14 protein-coding genes and 1 pseudogene are annotated in these 17,049 nt (G+C 73.5%); 6 read left to right on the top strand and 9 right to left on the bottom strand.

Features of this window, described 5'->3' with window-relative positions:
* Nucleotides 1-139: 139 nt before the first annotated feature.
* Nucleotides 140-877, top strand: a complete 738-nt coding sequence (locus ACGFWJ_RS20125) for a hypothetical protein (protein ID WP_392951289.1) — start codon at nt 140-142, stop codon at nt 875-877.
* Here the strand turns inward: ACGFWJ_RS20125 and ACGFWJ_RS20130 are convergent.
* The 8 genes from ACGFWJ_RS20130 to ACGFWJ_RS20165 all read right to left on the bottom strand — a co-directional run bounded on the left by ACGFWJ_RS20130 (nt 864) and on the right by ACGFWJ_RS20165 (nt 13,587).
* Nucleotides 864-2,072, bottom strand: a complete 1,209-nt coding sequence (locus tag ACGFWJ_RS20130; protein ID WP_392951292.1) for an MFS transporter — start codon at nt 2,070-2,072, stop codon at nt 864-866. The two genes, ACGFWJ_RS20125 and ACGFWJ_RS20130, sit on opposite strands and share 14 nt — an antisense overlap.
* Before the next feature lie 256 nt (nt 2,073-2,328).
* Nucleotides 2,329-2,817, bottom strand: coding sequence for an RrF2 family transcriptional regulator (locus ACGFWJ_RS20135; protein WP_392951295.1), 489 nt, complete (start codon nt 2,815-2,817; stop codon nt 2,329-2,331).
* A gap of 53 nt (nt 2,818-2,870) precedes the next feature.
* On the bottom strand, nt 2,871-6,713 hold the full coding sequence (locus tag ACGFWJ_RS20140; RefSeq protein WP_392951298.1) for a tetratricopeptide repeat protein: 3,843 nt from the start codon (nt 6,711-6,713) through the stop codon (nt 2,871-2,873).
* Nucleotides 6,714-6,879: 166 nt separating this feature from the next.
* Entirely contained in the window at nt 6,880-8,493 is a 1,614-nt protein-coding gene (locus tag ACGFWJ_RS20145; RefSeq protein ID WP_392951301.1) for a DHA2 family efflux MFS transporter permease subunit, read from the bottom strand.
* A gap of 91 nt (nt 8,494-8,584) precedes the next feature.
* Nucleotides 8,585-8,929: a VOC family protein gene (locus ACGFWJ_RS20150; RefSeq protein ID WP_387640988.1), complete on the bottom strand. Its 345-nt coding sequence runs from the start codon at nt 8,927-8,929 to the stop codon at nt 8,585-8,587.
* Nucleotide 8,930: 1 nt separating this feature from the next.
* Entirely contained in the window at nt 8,931-9,116 is a 186-nt protein-coding gene (locus ACGFWJ_RS20155) for a CopG family transcriptional regulator (protein ID WP_392951305.1), read from the bottom strand.
* 68 nt (nt 9,117-9,184) lie between these two features.
* Nucleotides 9,185-10,969: an acyl-CoA dehydrogenase gene (locus ACGFWJ_RS20160; protein WP_392951560.1), complete on the bottom strand. Its 1,785-nt coding sequence runs from the start codon at nt 10,967-10,969 to the stop codon at nt 9,185-9,187.
* Nucleotides 10,970-11,115: 146 nt separating this feature from the next.
* Nucleotides 11,116-13,587 carry a penicillin acylase family protein gene (locus ACGFWJ_RS20165; protein WP_392951308.1) on the bottom strand — a complete coding sequence of 824 codons (2,472 nt, stop codon included), beginning with the start codon at nt 13,585-13,587 and terminating at the stop codon, nt 11,116-11,118.
* Nucleotides 13,588-13,743: 156 nt separating this feature from the next.
* Here ACGFWJ_RS20165 and ACGFWJ_RS20170 point away from each other — a divergent pair, with 156 nt between their 5' ends.
* On the top strand, nt 13,744-14,334 hold the full coding sequence (locus ACGFWJ_RS20170) for a GrpB family protein (RefSeq protein WP_392951311.1): 591 nt from the start codon (nt 13,744-13,746) through the stop codon (nt 14,332-14,334).
* Between the two features lie 5 nt (nt 14,335-14,339).
* On the opposite strand, the gene ACGFWJ_RS20175 is transcribed toward ACGFWJ_RS20170, so the two are convergent.
* The gene (locus tag ACGFWJ_RS20175; RefSeq protein ID WP_392951314.1) at nt 14,340-14,723 is read right to left on the bottom strand and encodes a VOC family protein; all 384 of its coding nucleotides are present in this window, start codon (nt 14,721-14,723) and stop codon (nt 14,340-14,342) included.
* A gap of 99 nt (nt 14,724-14,822) precedes the next feature.
* Here ACGFWJ_RS20175 and ACGFWJ_RS20180 point away from each other — a divergent pair, with 99 nt between their 5' ends.
* The 4 genes and pseudogenes from ACGFWJ_RS20180 (at nt 14,823) to ACGFWJ_RS20195 (ending at nt 16,913) form a co-directional block, all read left to right on the top strand.
* The gene (locus ACGFWJ_RS20180; protein WP_392951317.1) at nt 14,823-15,404 is read left to right on the top strand and encodes a hypothetical protein; all 582 of its coding nucleotides are present in this window, start codon (nt 14,823-14,825) and stop codon (nt 15,402-15,404) included.
* Between the two features lie 193 nt (nt 15,405-15,597).
* Nucleotides 15,598-15,761, top strand: a pseudogene (locus tag ACGFWJ_RS20185) (Tn3 family transposase); the annotation flags it as partial.
* Nucleotides 15,762-15,822: 61 nt separating this feature from the next.
* Nucleotides 15,823-16,365, top strand: coding sequence for an RNA polymerase sigma factor (locus ACGFWJ_RS20190; RefSeq protein WP_392951320.1), 543 nt, complete (start codon nt 15,823-15,825; stop codon nt 16,363-16,365).
* Nucleotides 16,366-16,376: 11 nt separating this feature from the next.
* Entirely contained in the window at nt 16,377-16,913 is a 537-nt protein-coding gene (locus ACGFWJ_RS20195) for a hypothetical protein (protein WP_392951323.1), read from the top strand.
* The last annotated feature ends 136 nt before the right edge of the window (nt 16,914-17,049 follow it).

Raw genomic sequence — 17,049 nt, forward strand, 5'->3', positions numbered from 1 at the left:
GTCGGCGCGCGCAAGTTGGACATAACGTCATATCTGCCGATAAGTCGATTGGTGGCTCCGGGCCTGCAATGGCAAGGGTGCTTTCGGTACGCCCGACCCGAAGGTGGGATTGTGGGATGACCTGCTTAGAATCTGCGCCATGACCATCCAGGGGGACGCGCCAGCAAGCACCGACGAGGACCTGCCGGTGGCCGGACATCGGGCCGTCGGCGAGCGGAGACGACTGGCCGTCCTGTGGAGCGTCGTCGCGGTACTGGCCGCCGGCGGCGTCTGGGTGGTGTCCACCCCGCACCCCGGCGACATCCTGCCCGGCCTCGGCCCGACCAGCACCCTGCCCGCGGCCGCCGCTGCCACGCCCGGGCAGGTGCCCAAGCCGCTGACGGAGTCTCAGGCATTCGGCGCGGAACGGTACTTCCCCGCCCAGCGCACGTACGACTACGACGCGTTCAAGGCCCGCCGGACCGCCGCCCGGGACGGCGCCGACTGCCAGAACGTCCAGATCGACAAAACGCACAATCTGCTGGAGAAGCTCGACTGCCAGAGCTGGCTCGGCGTCGCGCTCACCCGCAACGACCAGCCCGTGATCAGCAGCCTCACCGTCCTGCGCTTCAACGACCCGGACGCCGCCTCACGGGCCGTGCAGGCCGTGCGCGAGCACGCGGCGGAGTTCGAATTCACCTTCCCCGACGGGCTGGTGGCCCCCGCCGCAGGCGTCAAGCCGATGGCCGCGACGCGGGTGGAGCTGGTCGGCCACTACATCACCATCGCGGTCTCGCGGTATGCGGACCAGCGGCCCGGCGACGGCCCGGACGACATCCTGACCGCCAGCGCCAGGACCGCCGCCGCCATAGCCGGCCAGCCGTTCATGTGGATGTAGCACCGGATCGTTCTTTTGTGGTCGCCCCGAGTGTGGTCGCCCCGAGTGTGGTCACCCCGAGGAACCCCGCCGCGCCGCACGCCAGCACCGCCGCCAGCGCGAAGACCGCTGCTGCGCCCGACGGCAGGGCCAAGCCGCCCAGCACGGTGCCCGCGCCGATGCCCAGGTAGATCGCCGACGAGTTCAACGACACCACCAGCGGGGCCTGTTCGGCGGCTGCCGCCAGCAAGCGGTGCTGCTGCGCCGGGGTCTGGCACCAACTGCTCGCGCCCCACAGGAACGCCAGCGCTCCGGCCGGGATGCCGCCGCCGCCCAGGTGCCCAGCCGCGAGCGCGGCCAGCACCGCGAACGACACCGTCATCGCCGCGTAACCCGCCGTCAGCACCCGCACCGGACCGACCCGGTCCGTCCAGCGACCCGCCAGCAGGTTGCCCGCCACCGCGCCCGCGCCGTACAGCGCCAGCGTGACCGGTACGGCGATCCGCCCCGAGACGCCGACCGCAGCCAGCACCGGCACGCTGTACGAGTACGGCACGTAGCAGGCCGCCATGCCGAGAACCGTCAGCGGCAGCACCGAGAGCACCCCGGGGTGGCGCAGCGCGGCGAGCCGCGACCGTATGGAAACGGGCTCCGCGCCCGGGAGCTGAGGGAGCGTCAGGGCGACCGTGAGAGCGCCCAGCGCGGACAGGGCCGCGACCGCGCCCAGTGCCGCCCGCCACCCCAGGCCGGCGGCGGCCACCCGTCCGAGTGGCACGCCGAGCGCCGTGGCCACCGTCAGCCCGCCGATCACCACCGCGAGCGCCCGCCCCCGCGATTCGGCTCGCGCCAGCGCCGCGGCCGTCGCGCCCGCGGTCGGCGTGAACGCGGCCGCCCCCAGAGCCGCGAGGACGCGGCCCGCGAGCAGAACGGCGTACGTGGGCGCCAGTGCGGACAGCGCGTTCGCGGCGGCGAGCAGCACCAGCGCGCCGACCAGCAGGGCGCGGCGGGGTAACCGGGCCGTGGCGACGGCCAGGAGTGGCGAGGCCAGCGCGTACACGGCGGCGAACAGGCTGACGGACTGACCGGCGGTGGCGGTCGACGTGTGGAGTGTGCCGGCCATGGCGGGGAGGAAGCCGGCGGTGATGAAAGCGTCGGTGCCGACGGCGAAGGTGCCGAGGGCGAGTACGGCGGCGGGCTTGGGGGTGGTGCTGGGCATGGCGGGGCTCCTGGTGGAATTCGGGATGTTTGGTATCCGGAATTTGCTGATGGGTGCGAAGTCAGGGGGGGGGGGGGGGGGGGGGGGGGGGGGGCGGGGGGGGGGGGGGGGGGGGCGCGCCCCCCCCCCGCGCGGCGGGGGGGGGGGGGGGGGGGGCGGGCGGGGGGGGGGGGGGGGCGGGGGGGCGCCCCCCCCCCCCCCCCCCCCCCCCCCCCCCCCCCCCCCCCCCCCCCCCCCCCCCCCCCCCCCTGAGTGCTTACGCGGCGGAGGCGAGGCGCGCGTAGTTGCGGCGGACGCGGGCGATGGATGCTGCGGGGGCGTCCCCCGCGAGGTCGGCGATAGTGCGGGCGGCGAGTTCGCGGCGCCAGGCGAGTTCGGCCCGGCGCATGGCGGCGGCGATGCCGCAGGGGCGGCCGAACTCGCGGGTGGTGGCGCCCTTTGCGGAGGCGCCGCGTTGGCGGATCTCGGCGCAGGTGAACAGGGAGTCGGCGCCCTCGACGGCCGTCACCACGTCCATCATGGTGATCCGGCCCGGGTCGCGGGCCAGGCGGACGCCGCCGCGCGGGCCGGGGGTGGAGGTCAACAGGCCTGCGCGGGTGAGTCGTTGGAGCACCTTGTTGAGGTACGTCGGCGACAGTTCGAACATCGCCGCCAGCCGGGCCGACGGCACCGGGCCGGGTTCGTCCAGCCATACCAGGGTGAGGCAGCAGTGCAGGCCCCACTCGACGCCTTCGCTCGTCCGCATATTCGGGATACTAGCTGTCCGGAATAGGCCCCGTCACCGGGTCGGGAGGGCAGTTAGTCGATCCAGGCCAGGATCTCGCGGAACTGGGCCACCACGCGGTCGAATTCGGCGGGTTGTTGGTCGGCCAGGTCCCGGTAGAGGTCGAGTGCTTCGAGTGCGGCGTCCCGGGCCAGGCCGTGGTGGCCGAGGTTGAGTCGGACCAGGGCGAGGATGCGCAGGGCGGCGGCCAGCGGGGACCGGTGGAGGTCGGGATCGGCGCGGAGGAGGTTCCGGCAGATGGCCGTCGCCTCGAGGGCGGGGGCGAGTGCGTCCGGTACCCGGCCGGCCATGCCCGACTGGGTGGCCAGCACGATCAACGCGTGGGCCAGCGGCGGAAGGTGGGTGTCGGGGTCGGTCGCGGCGAGGGTGCGGCGGAGGGCCGTCGCCTCCTCGGCCAGGGCGATGCTCTCGGCCAGCTCGCCGGGTTCGACCAGGGAGTCCGCGAGGGTGATCAACGCGTCGGCCAGCAGCGGGAGATGGCGGTTCGACACGGCTTCGTCCAGGCTGCGGCAGAGATCGAGGGCGTGGCGGGCCGGTCGGACGGCCGAGGCGAGGTCGCCGGCGAGCCGGAACTCCTCGCTGAGCCGGATCAGGGCGCGGACCAGCTGCGGCATGTGGGCGCTCGGGGCGGACTCGGCCAGGGCGGTGCAGACCACGACGGCCTTCGCGTGGACGGGTACCGCGTCGGCGTGCCGTCCCAGGACGGTGAGCAGGAGGCCGAGGGCCTCCAGCGCCTCGGCCTGCCGGGGGAGGAAGGCCGGTGAGGCCAGTGCGTCGAGGAGGTCCGCCGCCTCGACGCGTGCGGCCAGCGCTTCCGGAACCCGGTCCAGCAGGAGGAGGTGGTTGGAGAGTTGACCGAGCGCGGTGGTCAGGCGGGCGGTCCATGCGGTGGGGCGGTCGGCACTCAGAGCGCGGTACAGCTCGACCGCCTCCTGGGCCGCCGTCAGCCCCTCCCCGGCCTGATGCTCGCCATCCAGGAGGCCGGAGAGGCAGAGCAGGGCCGCTGCGACGGCGGAGCGGTCGGTGTGCAGTGGGTCGGCGCGCAGCCCGCGGGCAATGGTCAGCGCTTCGCGCGCCCGGGCCAGGGCCTCGGGATGGCGGCCGAGTCCGTGCAGGTGGTCGGCGAGGATGGTGAGGGCGGTGACGAGCCGGGGAAGGCGGGCGTCCGGGTTGCTCTCCGCGAGCCGGCGGAGCAGCGCGGTCGCCTCCTCCGCGGGGGCCAGCCCCTGGTCGGGCCGCCCGAGCAGCCGCCAGGCGTGGGACTCGTTGGAGAGCGCCGTGGCGAGAGCGGACGTGTTGAGGTCCGGGTCGTCCGCGGCGAGCACCCGGTACACCCGCACGGCCTGGCGGGCGACCTCCGCGCACTCCGTCAGGTGGCCGAGATCACCCAGTCGGATGGTCAGTTGGGTGGTCGCGATCGCCCACCGGCGGCCGTGCGTCTGCGAATCGGCCCCGGCGAGCCGTCGGCTCAGGTCGTACGCCTCCCGTGCGGCGGCCAGCCCCTCGGGGTGCCGTCCGAGAGTGCCGAGGATGGTGGACAGTTGGACGAGCGCGTCGGCCAGCCCGGACGGGTCCACATCCGCGCGGGTGCGGTGCAGTGCGATGGCCTCCTGCGCGGCGGCCAGGGCTTCGGCGGGCCGGTCGAGTTCGGCGAGCCGTGCGGCGAGGTTGTCGAGCATGCCGGCCAGGCCGCGGGCGTGCGGTTCCGGGTCGGCCTCGAAGAACGTGCGCCACAGCCCGACCGCCTCCTCGGTCAGTGCCAGGCTCTGCTCGGCGCGGCCGAGCCGGCTCGTCCAGAGGGCGAGTCCGTTGAGAGCGGAGGCGAGTGCCAGCCCGTACCGGGCGGGGTCGGCGGCGGCCGGCTGCCGCAGGCGGACCGCCAGGACCTCGGACAGCTCGCCGTGTTGGCGCACGAGGGACGGGCGGACGCTCGCGAGCACCGGGTCGAGTGCGACCAGGTCGTCCAGCGGCGTTCCGGGGTCGGCGGTGATCGCGTCCAGCGCGGCCAGCAGCGGCCCCGGGTGCGGGCTGCGGGTCGCCAGCGGGACGAAGTACGGTGCCAGCGTGGTGTGGTGACGCACGCACAGCGCGGTCAGCGCGGCGTCGAGGCGCCCGGCGGTGGCGGGTTGGGCGGCCGCGCGGGTGTAGACCGTGAGGAGCTGCCCGGTACCGTGGGCGTCGAGGGCGGGCAGCAGCTGCTCGGGCAGGGCCGGGTCGGATTCGAGGACGCGGGCGATGTGGCGTTCGGCGAGCCGGTCGGGCGGCAGCGGGCCGAACGGCTGGGGTGCGGGGGCGAGGTAGAGCGCGCCGAGCCAGGCCGTCACCGTGTCGCGGCGGTCGCGGGGTTGGTCGGCCAGTGCCGGGAGTTGGCGCCACAGTCGGTCGGCCTGCTCGCGGTCGGCGGCGCCGGCCAGGTTCGCGGCGGCGACCACCGTGTCGAGTGCGCGCAGCGACAGTGCGGGGGAGAGGCCGAGTGCGGCCGCCGTTCGTTGCCAGTAGCGGCGTTCGTGGCCCAGCAGCCGGTCCTCGACCACGGCGGCCCCCGGCCGACCGGCGAAGTCGGCCGAGCCGGTGGTGTCGAGCAGGTCGGCGAGTGCGGCCATTTGGAGGGTCAGCGCATTGTCGTACCCGGCCCGGCCGAGTTCGGCGGGCACCGGCAGCGCAGCCGCGACGCCCGTCCAGTCCGGCCCCGACTGGCCGTCCACGAACGGCAGCGCGGTGGCCAGCGCGTCCAGCGCCGCCCGGTACGCGGCCGGGCGGGCGGCCGGCTCGTCCAGCAGCGGGTCCAGCCGCCGGGTCGGGGCGAACTCCAGGTGGTCCTGGGCGACGTCGTCGGCGGTGACGGCCTGCTGCCACCAGTCGCCGTCGGTGCGGGCCAGCAACAGGAGCTTGAACGCCGTCGGACCGCGGTGCGCGGCCGCCGCCTTGACGAGGGCCGCCAACTGCTCGGTGCGGTGCTCGGCGTAGTCCAGGACGATCAGCAGCGGACGCGCCGCCCGCCGACAGTCCGCCAACTCCTCGGCCCCGGCGTCCGGACGCGGCCACAGCACCGCCCACTGCCGCTCCGACAGCCGGGCCGCCAACTCGTGCGCCAGCCGGGTCTTGCCCTGACCGCCCGGGCCGTGCAGCAACCAGGCGCCGAAGCCGCCGCGTTCGCACCACTCGACCAGTTCGTCCAGCAGCTCCGTCCGCCCGTGGAACGGCACCACCTGCCGGGCCGCCCGCAGCAGCGCCGCAGGGGAGCGGACCGGACCCGCCGCCCGCTCCGGGGCGACCGCCGGATCGGCCAGGTGCTGCAACTCGACCGGTTCCAGCGCCGCCGCCGGAACCCCGTGCGTCGCCAACACGGCACGGAACGACGGATCGTGGTGCAGAACATAGGCGGGCACCAGGTTCAGCTGCGCGCCGCCCGAGTGCGCCCGTTCGGAGGCGACCACCCCCACCAGCAGGTCCTCGCAGTGCACCGCCGCCCCCGACAGACCGCCCCACGGGGAGCCGGTGGACCACTGCGGCGGGTGCTGCCGCAGGTCCAGCACGTGCCGGTTGTCGACGTAGCCGGTGCCCGGGTTCAACTCCCCGACCAACTGCACCGCTTCGGCCGGACGCCCCGGGCGCTGGCCGACGTCCGGCAGTCCCCAGGTCTCGCAGGCCGTCCCCGGACGGTCCGTCACCAACCGCCCCCACCGCACCGGCCCGGGCGGCTCCGCCCACAACGACTCGTCGAGCAGCAGCAGCGCCGCATCGTCCCGCCCGCCCGGCGTGCCGCACCACAGCACCTCGGCGCCGACCGGCCCCGCACCCGCCGGCCGGAACACCTCCAACGGCCCGTCCCCGCACACCACATGAGCGGACGTCAACACCAGCCGCCCACCGACCGCCCACCCCGAACCCGGACCGCCCGGCCCACCAACCCCCACCAGCCGTGACCGCTCCACGACGCCCCCTGTTCACGCTGCGAATCGCCATCACCCTAGACGAGCAGCGAACGGTGCTACGAGCCGTCACCGGCGGTCCCGGCCCGGGCTACTTCGGGGTCGGTCGCGGCTCGGGTCGCGCGGCCGCGGCCACCACGGTGGTGGCGGACCGGTGTCGGCGGACGAGGAGGCAGGCCACGGCGCCCAGTGCGACGACCGTGATGGGGAGGGCCAGGGTCGGCCCCATGGCGTGGACGATCCCGTGGTCGAACGCGGCCGTCGCGGCCCGGTCGACCTGCCGGGCGAGGTCCGCCGGGGTGCCCGGGGGCAAGGCGGGTGTGATGCCGAGGCCGGTCTCCTGGCCGGCGCCGGCGGCGTTGCGGAAGGCGGCGAGGAACGGTTCGCGGACCTCGGCCGGGAGGTCGGGCGCGCGCCGGACCGCCTCGTCGTGCAAGGCGATGGCCAGGCGGTTCTGCAGGACGGCCCCGACGGCCGCGCTGCCGAGGACGGTGCCGATCTGGCGGATCGTGTTCAGCACGCCGGACGCCGCCCCGGCCATCGACGGCTGCACGCGGTACATGGCGACGGTGACCATCGGACCGAACACGCAGCCGATCCCGACTCCCGTCGTGACCAGCGCGGGCTGGAACTCCCACCAGGCGCGGCCGACATCGGTGACTGCGGCGAGCCAGGCCATTCCGGCCGCGAACAGCGTCAGCCCGGCCATCAGGACGTACGTGCCGCCGACCCGGTCCGCCAGACGCCCCGCGACCGGCGACAGCACTGCCGACACCAGCATGGCCGGCGCCATCACCAGCCCGGCGGCGAGGGCGCTGAAGCCCAGCACCGACTGGAGGTAGATCATCACCGGGAGGAACAGGCCGAGCATGCCGACCTGGACGGTCGCGGCGACGAAGCTCATCACCGCGAAGTCGCGGTCCCGGAAGAGCGCGAACGGGAGCAGCGGTTCACCGTTCTGCCGGGCGCGCTGGTGGAGCAGGAACAGCACCAGCAGCACGGCCGACGCGCCCAACAGCGACCGGATTCCGGCGTTCCAGGCATACCGCTGGCCCTCGGTGAGTGCGAAGGTCAGGCACACCAGCGTCGCTGCGGCGAGGACCACCCCCACCACGTCGACTCGTCGGCGGCTGCCGGGCCGGAGGTCGGGCACCAGCGCCACGGCCATCGCCAGCACCAGCGCCCCGATCGGGACGTTGACCAGGAAGATCCACCGCCAGCCGGCCGCGCTGACCAGCAACCCGCCGAGGGTCGGCCCGGCGATGGTGGCCACGCCCGCGACGCCGCCCCACACGCCCAGCGCGGTGCCCCGGCGTTCGGCGGGGAAGGTGCCGATGATGATGGTCATGGTCTGCGGCATCAGCGCCGCCGCGCCGAGGCCCTGCAGGGCCCGGGTGGCGATCAGTTGGCCCGGGTCCCGGGCCAGCGCGCACAGTACGGACGCCGCGGTGAACAGGGCGACACCGCCGACGAACATCGCGCGCGGCCCGCGTACGTCGCCGAGCCGGCCGAACGTGATCAGCAGTGCGGCGAGCACCAGGATGTAGACGTTGATGACCCACAGCATCTCGTCCAGCGAGGCGTGCAGGTCGCCGATCATGCTGGGGATGGCCACGTTGACGGCCGTCAGGTCCAGCAGGGTCATGAAGAACCCCAGGCTGAGCGTGACCAGCACTGCCCAGGGATTGCCGCGCCAACGACTCATTTCGCTTTCCCTCCTCGCGTGTCCCCCACGGAAAGCGCCCCCTCGTTCCGACTCGGAGCGTTCCGACTCGGAGGAGGGGGCGGGCGGTGCGTCAGTTCTTGGCGGGGGCCTGGAGGCTCCACACCCGGCCGTCAGGGTCCCGGACGGTCATCTCGCGGGTGCCGTAGTGGGTGTCCTGGAACGGGGTGACGACCTCGACGACCGGGTCGGGACGGAACCCGTCCGGGTCGGGCACCTTCAGTGCGAGCTGCACGCCGGGCTGCCGGTCCTCGGGGATCTCGACCACGACCAGGTAGGGGCCGTCGCCGTTGCGGAACACGCCGGAGCCGTCGCCGCTGGTGGGCTCCAGTCGGTAGCCCAGTTCCTGGAAGAACTTGGCGCTCCTGCCCCAGTTGTGGGTCTCCACGAAGACCGCCTCGAAGCCTTCGGTTGCCATGTCAGGACTCCTTTTCGGAAGAGGGCTGCTTGCCGGCGTGCTTGCCGGCGTCTTCGAGGTAGGCGCGCAAGGCCGCCGCGACCAGAGCGGACAGTGACATGCCCGTTTCGATCGCGTGGATCTTGACCTGCCTGATCAGCCCCAGCGGGAGGTACACGTTGAACTGCTTGACGTCCGCATCGCTCACGAGCCCATGCTAGCTCGCTAGATTGCTAGCATGCTAGCCCGCATTTCCGGAGGCCGCCGGGAGATCGCTCAGAACCACTCCGGCGGCGTGTCGGCGGCCGTCCGGTCCAGCGCGTCCAGCAGGTCGAACTGCGGTCCGGTGCGCGGGAGTTCGACGCGGAGGTAGTAGCGGGCGGCCTGTCGCTTGCCGTGGTGGAAGGGGGTGTCGGCGGTGCCCAGGGCGAGGTACTGCTCCAGCCAGATCCAGGCCAGCACCACGTGTCCGACCGCCTCCAGGTACACCGAGGCGTTCGGCAGCGCGACGTCCGGGTCTCCCGCCGACCACAACGCGCCGGTGGTGTGCCGGATCCGTGCGGCGGCGGCGTCCAGCGCGGACGCGAACTCGGCTGCCTCGCCGCCGAGTTCAGCAGCCCGTGCCGTGGTGGCGGCGAACGCGCCGAGCAGCGCGGTCAGGCCCGCGCCGCCGTCCAGGACGACCTTTCGGCCCAGCAGGTCGAGGGCCTGGATGCCGTGCGTGCCCTCGTGGATCGCGTTCAGGCGGTTGTCCCGGTAGAACTGCTCCACGGGGTAGTCCCGGGTGTAGCCGTACCCGCCGTGCACCTGGATCGCCAGGTCGTTCGCCGCCAGGCACCACTGCGCGGGCCAGCTCTTCGCCACCGGCGTCAGCACCTCCAGCAGGCGCCCCGCCGCCGCCCGCGCGGCCGGGTCCGGCGCCGTGCGCTGCTCGTCGATCAACCGGCTGCAGTACAGGCTTAGCGCCAACGCCCCTTCCACATAAGCCTTCTGGGTGAGCAGCAGGCGCCGGACGTCCGGGTGCCCGATGATCGGCAGCTGCGGTGCGGACGGGTCGCGGGCCGTCAGCGGGCGGCCCTGCGGGCGGGTACGGGCGTACTCGAGTGCGTGCAGGTAGCCGGTGCAGCCGAGGGCCGCCGCGCCGAGTCCGACGCCCGTCCGCGCCTCGTTCATCATGTGGAACATGCACGCCAGCCCGCGGTGCGGCTCACCCACCAACTCGCCCACCGCACCCGGCGCTTGGCCCGGAAGGTGGCGGCCCTCGCCGAAGTTCAGCACCGTGTTGACGGTGCCCCGGTACCCCATCTTGTGGTTCAGCCCCGCGAGCACCACGTCGTTCCGCTCGCCGAGCGAACCGTCCGCCTCCACCAGGTACTTGGGCACCGCGAACAGCGACAGACCCTTCACGCCCGCCGGCGCGCCCGGGGTCCGGGCCAGCACCAGGTGCACGATGTTCTCGCTCAACTCGTGGTCGCCGCCGGAGATCCACATCTTGGTGCCGAACAGCCGGTAGCTGCCGTCCGGTTGGGGCTCGGCCCTGGTCCGGACATCCGCCAGCGAGGAGCCCGCCTGCGGCTCCGAGAGGCACATCGTCCCGAAGAACCGCCCCGCCGCGAGCGGCCGCACCAGCCGCTCGCGCTGCTCCGAAGTCCCGTACACCGCCAGCAGATTGGCGTTCGCAACGGTGAGGAACGGGTACGCCGCCGTCCCCACGTTCGCCGCCTGGAACCACGCCATGCAGGCGTTCGTCACCAGCGTCGGCAACTGCTGACCGCCCAGGTCGTGGTCCATCGCCGCCGACATCAACCCCGAGGCGACGAACGCCTCCAGCGCCGGCTTCACCTCCGGATGCAGCACCACCCGCTCCCCGTCGAACCGGGGCTCCTCCAGATCGTTGCGGCGGTTGTGCGGGGCGAAGTGCCGTGCCGCGAGATCCTCCGCGAGGTCCAGCACCGCCTCGAACGTCTCCCGGTCGTGCTCGGCGAACCGCTCCCGCCCGGTCAACGCCTCCGCACCCAGCCACTCGAACAGCAGGAAGTCCAGATCCCGACGCGACAGCACCAACCCGGCCACGGCACACCCCAATTCGGCGACGCAGGACGCCCTGAGGAGACGTCCAGTGGCCGCAGATCATAGGCCGGACCGGCCGCCGAACACGCACGGGCCGCCGCCGTTCGGGGAACGGCGACGGCCCGGGGCCGGTGCGGTCAGCGGTGCAAGGTGGTGACGGTGAGGCCGGGGGCGGAACGGATCTCGGCCTCGGTGAAGCGCTCGGTCACCCACTGCTTGGCGGCGTAGCGGCGGGTCTGGTCGGTGAAGTGCGGGGAGGTCGGGTCGGCCGACTGCCCGTAGGCGAGCAGCGTCCGGGTGCGCGGGCCCTGCTGGGTCAGCTCGGTGGCCATCAGGAAGCTGGAGCCGTGCGGAACGCCCGCACCGGCCGCCGGGTAGGTGCCGCCGCCCGCGCCCGAACTCGGCTGGGCGGTCAGCACGTTGAAGCAGCCGAGCTGACCGGCGCAGCCGTGCAGCGGGATGCCGGCCCAGCGCTGGACGGCGCCGATCGGGGCGTCCACCGGCAGCCCGGCCGCCGCCAGGCGGCGGACGGCGTCGGCGAACGCGCGCTGCGCGTCGGCGTTGTCGGCGGCGATCCCGCGCGGGGTGGTCAGCGGCCGGGCCGGGTCGTACGGGACGGTCTGCCAGGCCATGGTGCGGGTGCCCGCCAGCGCGTCGCGGTACGCCTGCCACAGGACGGTGCCGCGGCTGTCGGCGTCGGCCCGGGTGTCCCAGGCGGCGAGCACGTCGCACGCGGCGCGCACGTCGACCGGGGTGCCGTCGGACGCCGTGAGCGCCGGGTGGGCGCGGCACAGGGCGACGGCGTCGTCGCGGTCCAGCTCGGCGCTCTGCACGCGGTTGCCGAACATGGTGGCCCGGAGCGTGTCGAGGGTGAAGCCGGGCGCGCCGAGGCCGTCGGTGCCGGCCCGCCGCTCGGCGATCATCCGCAGGCCCAACTGCGGCCGCGTGGCGATCCGTTGAGCGGCGTTGTAGACGGTGGGCAGGCCGGCCATCGGCGCGTCCGCGTTGGTCAGGTAGGGCCCGTTGTTGGAGTTGGCCACGTAGTCGGTGCGGGTCAGCGCGGGGTGGTTGGCCGGGCCGAAGATGCCGGGCACCAGTGCGTCCGGGTCGCTGCCCGGGTCGCAGGCGGTGGTCGAACCGTCCAGCACACCGGTGGACCAGGGGCCGGGCACCAGGCAGCGCGTCAGCTGCGCGTCGGGCAGGTGCGGGACGGCGGAGGAGTCGGTGAAGTAGGCGGTGCCGGTGGAGTCCACGGCCGTGGTGTACGCCCACGGGTTGCCCTGGTAGGTGCGCTGGGCCTGCCTAAGCTGGTCGAGGTTCTGCGAACGGCTCACCGCCAGCCACTCGTTGAGCGAGCGGAGGTTGCCGGCGTTGGAGTCGCGCAGGGTGTAGGCCTGCTCGCCGGTCCAGCCGTCGGCCAGCACGTAGCCCTGCCGGGACCGGTAGAGGCTGCGGTCGACGGTGGAGAGCGTCCCGTCGGAGGCCCGGACGGTGACCTTTACGGTCTCCGTGGTCATCCGCTCGGCCTTGCCGTCCACCAGGTACGCGGTCGGGTCGCCCGGCACCAGCGACAGGCGGTACAGGGTCGCGTGGTCGGCGTAGCTGGTGGTGTGCGTCCAGGCGAGGCCCTTGGTGTGGCCGATCTGGATGAACGGGAGGCCGTACAGGCCGGCGCCGGCGACGTCCACGACGCCGGGGATGGTCAACTGCGCCTGGTAGAACCGCTCCGGGCCGGTCCACTGGAGGTGCGGGTTGGCCAGCAGCAGACCGTGGCCGTCGCGGTCGGCGTCCCGTCCGATCGCCCAGGCGTTGCTGCCGGTGTCGGGGGTGTCGTCCGCGCTGTGCGACCAGGGCGCAACGGTGGGGGCTTGGGCGGCGGTGGCTCCGGCGGGTGCGGCGGGTGCGGCGGGTGCGGTGGTGGTGGCGGCTTGGGCGGCGGTGGCTCCGGCGCCCGGGACGGCCTCGGCGAACTGGGTCTTGGCCACGCCCGACATGGTGTTGACGTTGTAGAGGACGCTCCAGATGTCCTCGGCGGTGATCGGCCCGACCCAGCCCTTCCCCCGGCAGGACGGGTCCGGAAGGTGGTCGACGCCGGTGTCGTGCAGGTAGCGGTTGTACCCCGCGACGTACCCGTCGACCAGCTGCCGCGCCTCACCGGTCGGGCCGAGCGGCGCGGGTTCGGCCATCAGCCGCCGCACCGTCCCGGCCTGTAGCAGGCCCCGCTGGTAGGTGTCGCTGTCCAGGTTGCCGGTCCGGTCCGAGGACCGGCCGTCGGCCCCGAACCAGCGCGAGCGCTCGCCGCGCAACGTGACCACCTGGTCGGCGAGTTCGCAGAGGTTGTCCTGCGCGAAGGCGTAGCCGTAGCCGTACCCGAGGCCGCCGAAGTCCTGCGCGAGCACGTGCGGGACGCCGTACTCGGTCCGCCGGATCTTGGCGGTCCAGCCGGCCCCCTGGCCTGCCGTCAGTTCGGTGTCGGCGGCGGCTTGTGCCGAGGCGGGCGTGAGCGCGGTCAACAGCCCGGCCGCCAGCCCGAGGGCGAGCGCCCCCGAGGCCAACCGGCGCATTTTCGCGCGAGACTGACGATCCGTCAGTTTCGTGTTCTCCGTCATGGCCCCACGCTGCCGTCACGGCGTGGGCCGGTCATCGCTCCACGGGACGAGGCGGCCCTCGCCCGCGAGACGTACCCGGGTGCCTCCGGGGTAGGGGCATCCCTTACATCCCCGGGCCCACGGGCGATCCGGGCCGCACGAACTAGAGTGGGGCGAATGGCCGACCTTCAGCCCATCGTGGTTTCCCCCTACGACCCAGCCTGGCAGGCGCAAGGACTTGCCCTCGCCGCCGAGTTGCGCGCGGAACTCGCGCCGCTGCCCCTGCACGTCGAGCACATCGGCAGCACCGCGATCCCCGGCATGGCCGCGAAGCCGGTCTTCGACCTCCAGATCAGCGTCACCGATCTCGCCGAAGCCGAACGCGCCTTTGACGGGCCCTTGGCCGCGATGGGATTCCGGTGCTCCCCGTACCAGCGCGACCACGTCCCGGCCGGGCTGGACGACGACCCCGGCCGGTGGGCCAAGCGGCTGTGGCTGCGCCGTGGACAGGCCGGCGCCGACTGCAACCTGCACGTCCGGCTGTTCGGCTCTCCCAACGAGCGCCTGGCGCTGCTCTTCCGCGACTGGTTCCGCGCGCACCCCGAGGCGGTGCCCGCCTATGCACAGTTCAAGACCGTGCTGGCGGGCGCGGTCGGTGACATCGACACCTACTCCGACGTCAAGGACCCGGTCGTCGACCTCGTCATAGCCGTCGCCAACTCCTGGGCCGCTGCCACGGGTTGGGCCCCGCACAGCAGCCTGGCGTAGCGCGTTCAGACCGCAGGGACGCGGGCGCGCAGGAGGCAGAAGACGTTGCCCTCGGGGTCGGCGAGGACGTGCCAGCTCTCCTCGCCGGTCTGGCCGACGTCGGCGGGTTTGGCGCCGAGGGCGAGCAGGCGGGCGAGTTCGGCGTCCTGGTCACGGTCGGTGGGGCTGACGTCGAGGTGCAGGGGCAGCCTGGCCGGGCGCGGGTCGGTGGTGGGGCTGAGGATCAGGGTGGGCTGCGGGCCGCCGAAGCCGGTGCCGGGCGGCCCGATCTCGATGCCGCCGTCGGGCTCGCGGCCCAGTTCGACGTAGCCGAGCACCTCGCACCAGAACGCGGCGAGCAGTTCGGGGTCGGCGCAGTCCAGGATCAACTCGCTGATGCGGCATGACATGTGGGGCAGTCTAGGGCCTGTCCGGCCCCGGAAGGGGTGCCGGGCGGGTGGGCGCCGGGGATAGGCTGCGCGGGCGGTTCGGGTGAACGGGGGTGGGGCGTGGACGTTCTGCGGGGCAGTCACCGGGTGCACTTCGTCGCGGCGTGGGTCCTCTGCGCCGTCGAACTCCTCTGCCTGGCCGCCACCGCGCCCCCGCTGCGCTGGGCGGCCCCGGCGTGGCTGTGGGCCCCGACGCTCGGCGCGATCGTGCTGGTCTTCGGCACGGCGCTGGTGCGTTCCTGGTCGGTGCGGTTCCTGCGCCGGGGCAGCGGCTTCGGCCTCCTCAGGTACCTGTGGCTGCTGCCGCGCGGCGTGCGGCTCTGCTACGCCATCGCGGTCTGCCTGATCGCCATCGGGCTGGCCACCGCCGGTGACGCGGCGGAGGTCCGCAACGACGAGTCCGGCCACTACTGGACGAAGCGTGAACCCGGCTCGCACGGACAGAAGTTGGTGCCGGTCCGGATCGACGCGAACGAGTACGCGCGGCGACGCGGAGCCGAGATCCGGATCTTCACCGGCGTCCCGGCGGCGTTCGCCGTGATCGGCAGCTTCCTCGTCCTGACCGCCGCGCAGACCGCGCACGGAGCTGCCGACGCCGCGGACGACCCCCGGGAGAGCGGCCGACCGCGACGACGGCGGTAGTGCGCTCGGGGCGACTGGTAGCCGAACAGGACACCCTCTACAGGAGAACCAGCGACTGTGGGAGACCCTGCGCGGCATGCTGACACCGGGCCGGCGGCCAATGCTGGACGAGCTGTCGGCGGTGCCGGCCGGAGCGCGGGTCTCGGAGCCGGACCGGCTGCGGCGCGGGCCGGTGCGGGTGCACCTGACGACCCGCCGGGGCGGCGCGACCTGGCTCAACATGATCAACGACCAGGCCGCCGGGCTGGGTGGGAAGGTGGTGGCCAGCACCCGCGCGACTCGCTGTACGTGCTGGACGTCCTCTACGACCGCGACGGCGGGCGGCGCCCGGAGACGATCGTCACCGACACCGCCGCTGTAATGGTTGGCGCTGTGCCGGACATTTCCTGGTGACAGCTGTTTCAGAGGAAGGGCGCACATGCCAGGTCAAGAGGATCCGCGGGAGCGGCATCGGTGGCTGGAGGCACTGTACGGGGCCCATGCCGACCGGGTGATGGGCTACCTGGTGCACCGCACGGATCGTGATACCGCGCAGGAGATCGTGTCGGAGACGTTCCTGCTGGCCTGGCGCAAGCAGAAGTCGGTGCCGGACGATGCGCTGCCGTGGCTGCTTGCGGCGGCACGCCGGCTGCTGGCCAACCGGGTGCGCTCGGACCTGCGGCGCCAGGCGCTCGCGGAACGCATACAAGCGGTGCTGAACGACGCTCCTTCGACGGCCTTCGAGGACCGCGTCGCGGACCGCGAACACGTGTTCCGGGTGCTGATGCTCCTGACCGAGACCGACCGAGAAGTCCTGCTACTCGCCGGCTGGTACGACCTGACCGCGCAGCAGGCCGCCACGGCGCTGGGCTGCAGCAGGGCGGCCTACACGCTCCGCCTCCACCGCGCCAGAAAGCGGTTCCGCACGGCTCTGGAACAGCAAGCGTCTCTCACCACCATCAACTCGGAGGTACCCGCGTGAGGAACGACCCGGTGCTGAACACCATCCAGCAGCTACGCCCGCAGGACGCCGAGGGCTGGGCGCAATCACCTCAGGGGCAGCAGGTCCTCGATTCGGTGCTGAGCCAGGCACAGGCCCCGGCCGAGCGGAGGCGGCCGTCGCGGACGGTGGTGGTCGGCGGCGCGCTACTGGCCATGGTGGCAGGCGGTGGCGCCATGGCTGCCGCAGGCGGGCTGCCGTGGAGTGAGCCGGGGCGAACCGCGATGTGCGCGCGGACGCTCTCCCCGGACGCGGACCTCGCCGAGGTGTCAACCACGAAGGGCTTCGATTCCCGGAATCCGGGTGCATCCTGCGCCCGGCAGTGGACGCAGATGTGGGGTCCCTCCGAGCCCGTGCCGACGTCCTTCACCGCATGCTTCCACCCAGGTGCCGACGTCACGGACCCCGACGGCGGCTACCACCGTGACCCGCATGCCCCCGGCGGGCCGGTCATCTACCCCGCTGATGGCCTGAGCCCGGAGCAGGCGTGCGCCCGCATCGGGGCCAAGCCCATCCCGGTCGGCCCGTAACTCTTTCCGGCGCGGGGACGACGACAACGGCGTCGCACCGGCCCGGGCCGGTGCGACGCTGCCTGCTCCACTAGTGCTGTGACCGCATAGGTTCGCCGGGTTGGTGGTGGCGACGCCTGAACCGGTTGGATGTGGA

Source organism: Kitasatospora sp. NPDC048407, from assembly GCF_043200475.1.
GTDB lineage: Bacteria > Actinomycetota > Actinomycetes > Streptomycetales > Streptomycetaceae > Kitasatospora.

Bases quoted from the DNA above. Each gene is read 5' to 3' on its own strand.
- ACGFWJ_RS20165 (WP_392951308.1), bottom strand. From the start codon at position 13,587: ATGACGGAGAACACGAAACTGACGGATCGTCAGTCTCGCGCGAAAATG.
- ACGFWJ_RS20135 (WP_392951295.1), bottom strand. From the start codon at position 2,817: ATGCGGACGAGCGAAGGCGTCGAGTGGGGCCTGCACTGCTGCCTCACC.
- ACGFWJ_RS20125 (WP_392951289.1), top strand. From the start codon at position 140: ATGACCATCCAGGGGGACGCGCCAGCAAGCACCGACGAGGACCTGCCG.
- ACGFWJ_RS20170 (WP_392951311.1), top strand. From the start codon at position 13,744: ATGGCCGACCTTCAGCCCATCGTGGTTTCCCCCTACGACCCAGCCTGG.
- ACGFWJ_RS20190 (WP_392951320.1), top strand. From the start codon at position 15,823: ATGCCAGGTCAAGAGGATCCGCGGGAGCGGCATCGGTGGCTGGAGGCA.
- ACGFWJ_RS20150 (WP_387640988.1), bottom strand. From the start codon at position 8,929: ATGGCAACCGAAGGCTTCGAGGCGGTCTTCGTGGAGACCCACAACTGG.
- ACGFWJ_RS20130 (WP_392951292.1), bottom strand. From the start codon at position 2,072: ATGCCCAGCACCACCCCCAAGCCCGCCGCCGTACTCGCCCTCGGCACC.
- ACGFWJ_RS20145 (WP_392951301.1), bottom strand. From the start codon at position 8,493: ATGAGTCGTTGGCGCGGCAATCCCTGGGCAGTGCTGGTCACGCTCAGC.
- ACGFWJ_RS20175 (WP_392951314.1), bottom strand. From the start codon at position 14,723: ATGTCATGCCGCATCAGCGAGTTGATCCTGGACTGCGCCGACCCCGAA.